10 protein-coding genes are annotated in these 11,526 nt (G+C 40.1%); all 10 read left to right on the top strand.

What is annotated here, in order from left to right; genetic code table 11:
- Positions 1-49 precede the first annotated feature (49 nt).
- Entirely contained in the window at positions 50-844 is a 795-nt protein-coding gene (gene proC, locus ACQQ5U_RS07970) for a pyrroline-5-carboxylate reductase (RefSeq protein WP_437396589.1), read from the top strand.
- Positions 845-953: 109 nt separating this feature from the next.
- Positions 954-2,078 (top strand): aspartate aminotransferase family protein, encoded by a 1,125-nt coding sequence (locus ACQQ5U_RS07965; protein ID WP_437396587.1) that lies wholly within the window; start codon positions 954-956, stop codon positions 2,076-2,078.
- Entirely contained in the window at positions 2,078-3,016 is a 939-nt protein-coding gene (locus tag ACQQ5U_RS07960; RefSeq protein ID WP_437396585.1) for an acetylornithine carbamoyltransferase, read from the top strand. Before ACQQ5U_RS07965 ends, ACQQ5U_RS07960 begins: the two co-directional genes overlap by 1 nt.
- On the top strand, positions 3,013-3,759 hold the full coding sequence (locus ACQQ5U_RS07955; RefSeq protein WP_437396583.1) for an SDR family NAD(P)-dependent oxidoreductase: 747 nt from the start codon (positions 3,013-3,015) through the stop codon (positions 3,757-3,759). The genes ACQQ5U_RS07960 and ACQQ5U_RS07955 overlap by 4 nt, the downstream gene beginning before the upstream one ends.
- 1 nt (position 3,760) lies before the next feature.
- Complete coding sequence (argB, locus tag ACQQ5U_RS07950) at positions 3,761-4,540, top strand: acetylglutamate kinase (protein WP_437396582.1); 780 nt, start codon at positions 3,761-3,763, stop codon at positions 4,538-4,540.
- The gene (locus ACQQ5U_RS07945) at positions 4,537-5,607 is read left to right on the top strand and encodes a M20 family metallo-hydrolase (protein WP_437396580.1); all 1,071 of its coding nucleotides are present in this window, start codon (positions 4,537-4,539) and stop codon (positions 5,605-5,607) included. The genes argB and ACQQ5U_RS07945 overlap by 4 nt, the downstream gene beginning before the upstream one ends.
- A 55-nt stretch (positions 5,608-5,662) precedes the next feature.
- Positions 5,663-6,946 (top strand): argininosuccinate lyase, encoded by a 1,284-nt coding sequence (gene argH, locus ACQQ5U_RS07940; RefSeq protein WP_437396578.1) that lies wholly within the window; start codon positions 5,663-5,665, stop codon positions 6,944-6,946.
- Positions 6,947-6,996: 50 nt separating this feature from the next.
- On the top strand, positions 6,997-8,589 hold the full coding sequence (locus ACQQ5U_RS07935; RefSeq protein ID WP_437396577.1) for a M1 family metallopeptidase: 1,593 nt from the start codon (positions 6,997-6,999) through the stop codon (positions 8,587-8,589).
- A 203-nt stretch (positions 8,590-8,792) separates the two neighbouring features.
- Entirely contained in the window at positions 8,793-10,325 is a 1,533-nt protein-coding gene (locus ACQQ5U_RS07930; RefSeq protein ID WP_437396575.1) for a M20/M25/M40 family metallo-hydrolase, read from the top strand.
- Between the two features lie 588 nt (positions 10,326-10,913).
- Entirely contained in the window at positions 10,914-11,399 is a 486-nt protein-coding gene (locus ACQQ5U_RS07925) for a hypothetical protein (protein WP_437396574.1), read from the top strand.
- Positions 11,400-11,526 lie beyond the last annotated feature (127 nt).

Below are 11,526 nucleotides of genomic sequence, written 5' to 3'. Positions count from 1 at the left end.
CAACTAAACCAGATTCCTGCTTGCACAGGAATGACAAATAAAACAACAAATGAAAATAGCCATCATAGGAGCGGGAAATTTAGGAATGGCCATTGCTAAAGGCATTTTGCACAGCAACGGAGCCACCACGATGTACCTGACCAAGCGAAACACCAAATCCATCAAGGAATTTGAAAATTATGGAAATGTAACCGTTACTTCTGATAACCAAGAAGCTGTCAAAAATTCGGATATCCTTGTTTTTGCTGTACAACCGGGACATTTTGCTTCCATTTTAGAAGAAACCAAAGACCTGCTCACCGAAAAACATGTGGTGATCAGTACCATTACGGGTTTCCGTATTCCTAAAATTGAGGAAATCATAGGTTCGGACAAGTTTATCATCCGAAGTATGCCCAACACGGCCATTTCGGTAGGTAAATCCATGACCTGCATCTGCAGCAATGAGCTTGGAAAAAAACGGGTTGATCTGGCCAAGGCTATTTTTAATCGTATGGGCCATACTATGGAAATTCCTGAGGAACAAATGCAAGCCGCAACGGTAATCTGCGCTAGTGGTATTGCCTTTTGGATGCGATTGATTCGTGCCACGACACAAGGTGCCATTCAATTGGGGTTTGATGCAAAAGAAGCTCAAGAATTGGCCATGCACACCTGTAACGGAGCCGCAAGTCTATTGATTGAATCCGGTAGCCATCCGGAGGAAGAAATTGACAGGGTGACCACACCTAAAGGATGCACCATTGAAGGTTTGAACGAAATGGAGCACCAAGGCTTGAGCTCATCATTGATCAGGGGAATTGTATCCTCGTTTGAGAAAATTAGCCAAATCAGAAAAGGATAAAAATGTTAGGTCGTGCTCTCATATAGAGCGGAGTCGAGATGCGAGACCTTTATTGAAGAAAAATATAAAAACACCTCTCGACTGCGCTCGAGGTGACAATTAAAAGATTATGAAATTATTCGACGTATACCCACTTTATGATGTCACGCCAATAAAGGCAAAGGGCATTGAGGTCTGGGATGACAAAGGAGAAAAGTATCTGGATTTTTATGGCGGACATGCTGTAATTTCCATCGGGCACACACACCCGCACTACGTAAAGCGAATCAAGGAACAACTGGACAACATAGCGTTTTACAGCAACTCGGTTCAAAATCCACTCCAGCAGGAACTTGCCCATAAATTGGGTAAAATGTCCACATGCGAGGATTATGCCCTTTTTATGTGCAATTCCGGGGCGGAAGCCAATGAAAATGCCTTAAAAATGGCCTCTTTCCACACTGGGAAATCCAAAGTAATCGCTTTCACCAATAGTTTTCACGGGAGAACCTCGGCCGCCGTTGCTGCCACGGACAATCCTAGCATCAATGCCCCAATCAACAAACAACAAGAGGTTACTTTTTTGCCATTGAACGATAAGGAAGCTTTTGAAAAAGCAATTACTTCTGATGAATATTGCGCCGTAATCCTGGAAGCCATTCAGGGCGTGGGCGGTTTGGATGAACCGACTACGGAGTTCTTTCAATTCATTGCTAAAAAATGTAAGGAAAACAACATAGTTCTTATTGCAGATGAAGTACAATCAGGCTACGGACGAAGTGGTAAATTCTTTGCTTTTCAACATCACGGTATTCAACCCGACATTATTTCTATAGCTAAAGGCATGGGGAACGGTTTCCCCGTTGGTGGCATCTTGATCCATGACTCTTTTAAACCATCCTACGGGCTTTTGGGAACCACCTTTGGTGGTAACCATTTGGCCTGTGCCGCATGTCTTGCAGTTTTGGAAGTTCTGGAGGATGAAAAATTGATGGGAAATGCCGCTAAACTTGGCAACTATTTCAGGGAAAAAGCTGCGGAGATACCAGAAATCAAAAACGTAAAAGGAAAAGGGTTGATGATTGGTCTGGAGTTTGACTTCGAAATCGCCGACCTCAGAAAAAAAATGATAGTGGAGCAACATATGTTTACAGGAAGTGCAAAAAACAAAAAATTGTTACGGTTCTTGCCTGCATTGAATATCACCCAAGAAGACATAGACCTATTTTTTGAAGCGCTCAAAAAAGCATTATAATGAAGCATTATTTAACAGTAAACGATATAGAATCCCTGCCCGATTGGGTAGATGAAGCTATAACCCTAAAAAAAGACCCTTATCAGTTTGAAGATTTGGGCAAACGAAAAACAATCTGTTTGTTGTTTTTCAACAATAGCCTCAGGACGCGCTTGAGCACACAAAAAGCAGCCATGAATCTTGGAATGGAAGTAATGATCATGAATTTTGGCAATGAAGGCTGGGCTTTGGAATACGGTGATGGGACCATAATGGATCAAGGCACTTCGGAACACATCAAAGAAGCCGCACAAGTCGTTTCCCAATACTCCGATATTTTGGCGATAAGAGCGTTTGCAGGATTGAAGGACAAAGAGAAAGACGAAGCGGAAGAAGTAATTAATGGATTTGCCAAACATGCTTCGATTCCTGTAGTGAATATGGAAAGTTCAGTGGGTCACCCACTTCAAGCTTTGGCAGATGCCATAACTTTGAAAGAGAACGAAACAAAAAAGAAACCCAAAGTCGTACTTTCTTGGGCTCCTCATCCAAAAGCATTACCACATGCGGTGGCCAATTCATTTATACAGATGATGAAGTTGCAGGAGGCGGATTTCGTTATTACCCATCCAGAGGGATATGAACTTAATCCAGAATTGACCCAAGGATGCCAAATTGAATACGACCAAGACAAAGCATTGGAGGATGCCGATTTCGTCTACGTAAAAAATTGGAGCAGTTATTCCGATTATGGGAAGGTTTTGAACAAGGACAAAAATTGGATGATTACAAAAGAAAAACTGGGAAATGCCAGGTTTATGCACTGTCTCCCGGTTCGTAGAAATATGATAGTTGAAGATGCTGTTTTGGACAGTGATCAATCCTTGGTCGTAGAACAAGCAAAAAATAGGGTTTTCTCAGCTCAAATTGTATTGAAGAAAATATTGGAAAACAAATGAAACTAAAGGATAAGGTCTGTATAGTCACCGGAGCAACAAGCGGAATGGGAAAAGCAATAGCCAAAGGGCTTTCCTCCGAAGGTGCCAAGTTGATACTCTCTGGCAGAAGCCAAGAAAGAGGAGTGGCTTTGGAAAAAAGTCTGGATAATGCCGTGTTCATTTCTGGAGATATTACCGACCCATCGTACAACAAAAAATTGGTCGATACCGCCATTGAAACTTTTGGCAAATTGGATATCCTGTCGTTGAATGCTGGTATTCTTGGATTAGGAAATGTTCAAGAACTATCCATTGAGTCCTGGCAAAAAACCATCAACACTAATTTGAGCTCCATATTTTATCTTTGTAAATATGCGCTCCCCTACTTACTACAAGAATCCCAAGGTAACATTTTGATCAATGCCTCAATCGCTGCCTTTAAGAGTTTCCCAAATCACCCAGCTTATTGTGCTTCAAAAGCTGCATCGGTAGCCTTAATGAAACAAATAGCAGTGGATTACGCCCCTAAAATTAGGGTAAATGCCATTTGTCCGGGTCCAGTCGACACCCCTTTATTATGGGAATCCGCCAAGGCATTTGAACATCCAGAAACTGCCGTTGAGGAAGCTAAAAAGACTACACTGTTAAAAAGGTTGGGGACACCTGAAGATATTACTAAACTTGCGCTTTTTTTGGTCTCTGATGATAGTTCATGGATTACCGGAACCACAGTTACCATTGATGGGGGAATTATAAATACATAGTATGAAACAAAAATTATCCATAGTAAAAATAGGAGGCAACCTAATCGAAGACACCCAAGGATTTAAACATGTTTTAGACCTATTTTCCAAAATGGACGGAAACAAAATTTTGGTACATGGAGGAGGAAAGAAAGCCACGGAATTGGCAAATCAATTGGGGATTGAATCCAAAATGGTAAACGGAAGACGTATCACCAATGCAGAAACTCTGGACATTGCCCTAATGATTTATGGTGGACTATTTAGCAAAAGAATAGTGGCCCAATTACAAGCATTGGGAACCGACGCCATTGGAATGAGCGGTGCCGATGCCGATGCCATCCGAGCACATAAAAGACCTAAGAAAAATGTTGATTTTGGCTTTGTTGGCGATGTAGATGTGGTAAACACCTACGCTATTCTTAAATTATTGCAAGCAGGTTTTACCCCTATATTTTGCGCACTCACACACGATGGAAAAGGACAAATGTTGAACACCAATGCCGATACCATAGCAGCAGAACTGGCCATTGCCATGTCCGACCAATTTGAAACAACGCTTTACTATTGCTTTGAGAAAAAAGGAGTACTTCAGGATATTGAGGATGAAAACTCTGTGATTCAGCATATCGACTCAAAAGGTTATGATGAACTTTTGGCCTATGGCATTATTGCAGATGGAATGCTTCCCAAAATGCATAACTGCTTTTATGCTTTACGCAACGAGGTATCTAAAGTTTGCGTTGGAAACACGAATATGCTAGAAGCAGACAATTCAGATTATACCACATTGACCTTATGAAAATAAATCAGGACATATTAACGGAAAAAGCCATTGAACTGCTGACAAAACTCATCAGCACACCTTCCTTTTCAGGTGAAGAGGACAAAACAGGTGATGCCATTGAGTTATTTTTACAGGGTTTTGGGGTCGAGACCCTACGGCAGTACAACAACATTTATGCCTTCAACAAATATTTTGATGAAAGCAAACCAACCCTGTTGCTCAATTCCCATCACGATACCGTAAAACCAAACAGTGCCTACACCAAAGACCCTTTTAACGCCCATGTTGAAGATGGAAAACTATATGGTCTTGGCAGTAATGATGCCGGGGGATGTTTGGTATCGCTTTTGGCCACTTTTGTTCATTTTTATGAGAAAGAAAATCTAAGCCACAATATTATTATGGCTGCTACGGGTGAAGAAGAAGATGCGGGAGAGAAGAGTATCCGTGCTTTGCTTCCCATACTGCCCCAAATTGATGTAGCTATTGTGGGCGAACCCACATTGATGGATTTGGCCATTGCCGAAAAAGGTTTGGTGGTTTTTGATGCCGTTGTTGATGGAACTCCCTCTCACGCTGCACACCCCAACGACAACAACGCCATTTACAACACAATTGAAGTATTGCAATGGCTCAAAAATTATTCTTTTGACAAAGTTTCTGATGCGCTTGGCGAAGTAAAATTAACAACCACTCAAATCAACGCAGGAAACCAACACAACGTAGTACCGGGCCATGTGGATTTGGTGATTGATGTTCGAGTTAATGATTGTTACAGTAATCAGGAAATAGCGGATATCCTTCAGAGGGAAGCACCGTGCAAAATGACGCCTCGTTCTTTACGATTGAACTCATCGTGCATAGACCCTGACCATGATTTGGTAAAAAGTGGATTGGCCCTTGGTAGAAAAACCTATGGTTCCCCTACCTTGTCCGATCAAGCTGCCCTGACCTGTCAATCGGTAAAATTGGGACCTGGTGACAGCACACGTTCCCACTCGGCCAACGAATTTATTTTTGTAAATGAGATTGAAGAAGGAATAGATATTTACATCAAAACCCTAACGGGATTTTTACAATAAGCAATTTACATTGATGAATTGTTTATTGATAATTGACAACTGATAATTGAATAGTATGAAACTCTGGGACAAAGGATTCAGTACCGATAAAAAAATAGACCATTTTACCGTTGGCAACGACCGCGAACTCGATTTGGTATTGGCAAAATATGATGTGATCGCTTCCAAAGCGCATGCCAAAATGTTGGGTAAGGTAGGATTGGTTTCTGAAGACGAAGCCAAAAACCTTGTAAAGGCATTGGATGCCATCGCCAAGGATATTGAAAAGGGCAATTTTACCATTGAGGAGGATTTTGAGGACATGCACTCCAAAATTGAGTTTATGCTGACCGAAAAGTTAGGGGATACCGGGAAAAAAATCCATTCTGCCCGTTCCAGAAATGATCAGGTTCTTGTGGCTATGCAATTGTTTCTAAAAGATGAGCTGACCGAAATCAAAAGTCAGGTAAAGTCACTTTTTGACTTGTTGATGAACCTTGCCGACAAACATAAAAATGTTTTGTTGCCAGGATATACCCACTTACAAATTGCGATGCCTTCCTCCTTCGGACTTTGGTTTTCGGCCTATGCGGAGAGTTTGGTGGATGACCTGTACTTTGTACAGGCCGCTTACAAAGTGGCAGACCAGAACCCATTAGGTAGCGCCGCGGGCTATGGAAGCTCCTTCCCTATCGATAGAAGTTTCACTACGAAAGAAATGGAGTTTTCCACTCAAAAATACAATGTGGTTGCCGCCCAAATGGGGCGTGGCAAAGTGGAAAAAGCTACCGCCTTTGGAATTTCGAGCATTGCCGCTACCCTTTCCAAAATGGCGATGGATATTTGTCTGTACATGAGCCAGAATTTTGATTTTATTTCCTTTCCGAACGAATTGACTACGGGTAGCAGCATTATGCCACACAAGAAAAACCCAGATGTGTTCGAATTGATCAGAGGCAAGTGCAATAGAATTCAAGCGGTGCCCAACCAATTGATCATGATCATGAATAATTTGCCCAGTGGTTACCACAGAGATCTTCAATTGGTGAAGGAAGTTATTGTTCCCGCTTTGCAGGATATGCACGCCTGTTTGGAGATGATGACCTTCAGCCTAAAAGAAATCAAGGTCAACAAAAACATTTTGGAAGACCCCAAATACGATTACCTCTTTAGTGTGGACACCTTGAACGAGCTCGTAAAAAGTGGCATGCCCTTCCGTGATGCCTACAAAACTATGGGCAAGGCCATTGAAAATGGCAATTTTAAACCAAAACGGGATATTGAACACACTCACGAAGGCAGTTTGGGCAATCTGTGTTTGGATGAAATAAAGGGAAAAATGGAAAAGGTTTTGGCCTAAAATGGATAAATTGGGTTGAAATTTAAGCCTAAGGCTTTCAACTTGATTTTATGTCCATCAGAATTTTACTCAGCTTTTTTCTAGTCTTTACTTTTTCCAATTTTTCGTTTGCACAGGATGTGTATGCGAAAAATGAATCCGTAGACATCCAAAACTATGTTTTTGGTCTTCATTTAAATGATGCGTCCAACGAAATCAAAGGGGAAACCCAGGTAACGGTTCTATTCAAAAAAAATGTAATTCCCTTTTCCTTGGACCTGATCCAAAAATCAGGGGAATTTGGAATGGAAGTCACCAAAGTGATGGAAAATGGTTCGGAAGCCAACTATTCGTATACCGACAACAAAATCAATATTGTTCCAAAGGCTACTTCGGATTCCATCCAGACCTATACCATCAAATACCAAGGTGTTCCAGAAAGAGGCTTGGTCATCGACACCACCAAATTTGGCAAGCGCTCCTTTTTTGGTGACAATTGGCCCAACTTGGCCCGGCATTGGTTACCTTCGGTAGACCATCCGTATGATAAGGCAAGTGTGGAATTCCAGATTACTGCTCCAGACCACTACGATGTGGTAGCTACAGGCAAAAAAGTAGAAGAAAGCAATCTGGAAAACGGTTATAAACTTACCATTTACAACGAACCTGCTCCTGTGGCCACTAAAGTGATGACCATCGGTGTCACTGAGTTTGCTTCACGATTGGTGAACAACATTGACGGCATTGAAGTTTCGGCATGGGTATATCCACAAAACCGTTTGGAAGGATTTAGCGATTACACGGTAGCTGGAAATGTACTCGAATATTTCATTGATCATATCGGTCCATATTCCTATGCAAAACTGGCCAATATGCAGGCTAAAACTCAATGGGGCGGACTGGAAAATGCCGGCACCATCGCCTATTTTGAAAATTCAGTGACAGGCAACAAAACCGTGGAACCGTTGATTGCCCATGAAATCGCCCATCAATGGTTTGGAAATTCTGCTACGGAAAAAAGTTGGAACCATGTTTGGCTCAGTGAAGGCTTTGCCACCTATTTCTGTATCCTGTATTTGGAAAGTGTGTACGGCGATGAGCGCCGAAAGGAAGAATTGGCCATCGATAAACAACAAATATTTGACTATTACCGAAAAAATCCCGCTCCCATTGTAGACCTTAGCATAAAGGATCCCATGAAGGTGTTGAGTACCAACACCTACCAAAAAGGAGGATGGGTACTGAACATGCTTCGTCACAAATTGGGTGATGGAGTTTTTTGGGAGGGTATCCGAAACTATTACGCCACCTACCAAAATAGCAATGTACTTACCGATGATTTTCGGCATGTGATGGAACAGGTCTCAGGAGAAGATTTGGAATCATTTTTACAGCAATGGTTATTTGTAAAGGGCCACCCCCAAATACAATGGAATTGGGATTACAGTAATGGAAACATCAATTTGAACATACAACAATTACAAGACCATCACGTATTTGAGTTTCCTTTGGAAATAGGTATAGTAAAAGATGGTAAAATGACCATCAAAACCATTGAGGTGGACCAGCGCAACCAGAATATCGCAATCGAAACCAAAGACCAACCCGATTCCATTGTTTTAGATCCCAACGAATGGACTTTGTTTGAGAAGGTGGGGAAATAGCAATTTATTATTTTAGGGCAAAATCTTCATCAGTCAACGGAAACAGGGCAATTGTCAATTTGTACTTGATTTAGACACATAATTTCTCGAACTTCACTTATCGGTCGATATAATTCATTTAAAAACGAATCATATCTTTAACGTTACTGGTAATTAATAAAACCAATCCAAAATTTAAAAGTCTATCACAACAAATCATGATTATGAGTCTAAAAACAATTATTGCTTTATTCCTATTTATTGGACTTTCTCTCAACAGTTTCTCCCAATTAACTAATGATGAAAGCACATTGTCAGAAATTCGTAATGAAGGATTTAATAATTCTGAAGCCATGAATATGTTAAGTCAGTTAACCGATATTTACGGTCAGAGACTTACAGGAACTAGGGAGTATTATAAGGCAGCCAGCTGGATTTCTGATGAGATGGAAAGAGTTGGACTCACTAACGTGCATTTTGAGAATTATTGTTCTGATTGTAGAGGATGGAATATTAAAACCTTTAATGTAGAAATGGTCACTCCCAACTATATGAAAATTGCAGCCTATCCTTTGGCCATGTCTAAAAGCACCGGTGGAATTGTTACTGGTGAAATAATTAGTATTGAGAATATTGGCGATATGACTAAGGTTCGAAATGAGTTTTCCGGGAAACTGAAGGGGAAAATAGTTCTCTTAGGAAAAGAACCAAAGAATAAATCCTTATTAGATACCCTAGAGTTTCGATATTCAGATAAACAATTAAAGCAAATGGAGCAGCAAGTAACTTCTAAAGTGAAAACAACACCATTACCTGAACTATTTAAGAAATGGGAAATTGAAGATGAACAAGAAGTGCCTTTTCTTGAGTTTTTAGAAGCTGAAGGTGCGTTAGCTTTATTGAACACACAGCCTGGATATTTAGGCATTTTACACCCAAAAGAAATTTATTACTATAAGGATAGCGACCTAAAACCATTGCCTTATTTTACAATTATGCCTGAACATTTTGGTAGATTGTACCGAATGACAAAGTTAAATGTAACCCCTACATTACGTCTTAATTTGGATACCGAATTTTATAGTGAACCCGAAAATAATGTAAACATTATCGGGGAAATCTCAGGTAATGACGCTAAACTAAAATCAGAGAGTATTTTGTTAGGAGCGCATTTCGATTCTTGGCATTCTGGAACAGGTGCTACAGATAATGGCGCTAGCTGCATAGTTTTAGTAGAAGCGTTGCGCATTCTTAAACAGATTGACTATAAACCCAAAAGAACGATTAGAATTGGTCTTTGGGGAGGTGAAGAGCAAGCTTTTTTAGGGTCAGCTGCCTATGCAAAAACACACTTTGGAGCTCTAAATGAAAAACCGAACACCGAATCAACAAAAGTATCAGCCTATCTAAATTTAGACAATGGCGCTGGGCTAATTAGAGGCGTTTATTTACAGAATAATGAATTGGCAAGACCTATCTTTCAAAAAATATTTGAGCCAATTTCTGATTTGAGTTCCGGAACTATAACAATTGAAAATACACTTGGCACAGATCACCTAACATTTGATTATTATAATATTCCTTCATTTCAATTTATTCAAGATGAACTAGCTTATAACACTTCTACTCATCATACAAATCTTGACCTTCTGGAATATGTTCATGAAGATGTCATTAAGAAAAATGCAGTGATTCTGGCCTGGACTATTTATTCTTTGGATAATATGAAAGAAAAAATCCCCAGAAAACTTAATTAACTACCAGTAACAACACCTATGAATGAATGGGGTTTATCGGTCAGGATAGTTTCGTGGGGATTGGAAATTCCGCCACAAGTTTTAAATTTAAATCAAGGGGCGGCTGTGTGCAAGACGAGAGGTTAGTGCTTTCTAATCCCCACTCATCATAGCTAGGCGATAAGTGCAACACCAAAATCCTAGCAGGACTTTGCGCTTGGGCAAGGATATTTTTCATTTATACTGTAACAATACGCCCTCCTCCATATCCTTAAAAAAAACATAACCATGCGCCTTCCAAATTGATTCCATTGTTTTGAACCCAAACGAAATGACTTTGATAGAGAATGTTGGAACATCCTGACCCTAGGAATAACCTTTAACTCCTTGTTGACTATGACATATTGACCAGCAGTATGTTAATTTTTTCTGCATTGGTTACCTCTACTCTTAAAAGAGTATTAAGGTTATACTATTTTTCTATTGAAGCTATTGGTTTGGTACTCATTTTGCTGCACTTTAAGCGTAAAATCGAGTTGGTTTTCTAATTACCGCTTGATACTGAAAACCGCTCGAGTAACTGAAGTATAATTTTAAAACTTGAGCAAAATGAAACGTACACTTTTTTTGGTAGCTGCTTTGCTCTTAATGGTCGGTTGCCATAGTCAAGAGAAAAAAGAACAAACAAAGGGAACCAAGGACAACATTTCACAAGAACAGCCTAAGGGGAGTTGGGAAGTAAATCGTGAATATGATGAGAATGGAAATCTGATCGCTTACGATTCTATATATTCTTGGTCCTCTTCCGATCTTGGCCAAGAAATGGCAAAAATGGACAAGGACAGCTTATTGCAAAACTTCCGGATGCAGTTTTCAAAGGAGTTTTCTCCTTTAGATGATGAACAGTTCAATAACTTTTTTTCGAACGACTCCTTATTTACCAAAAGATTTTTTCAAGATGATTTTTTTGAAAGTCCCATTGGTAAAGACTTTATGGATTTGAATGAAATCCATGAACATATGCAAGAAATGCAAAAAAAATTTCTTGAAAACTATGGGTCAGAATCCAAGAAGCCCGAAAACAAGCAAAGCTGATGGTATAGTAATCCAGATCAAGTAAAGTTCCCCCACAATATTTGTTGGGGGTTTTATTTTTGTCCGCAGATAATCGAATCAAATAGCAGGCCCTTAATTTCAAGAAAAAAATTCCAACTTTACATAC

It is taken from the genome of Flagellimonas lutimaris (assembly GCF_051494225.1).
Classification (GTDB): domain Bacteria; phylum Bacteroidota; class Bacteroidia; order Flavobacteriales; family Flavobacteriaceae; genus Flagellimonas; species Flagellimonas lutimaris_A.
The sequence above is the reverse complement of the archived record's forward strand: the minus strand, read 5'-3'. Positions and strand labels throughout refer to the sequence as shown.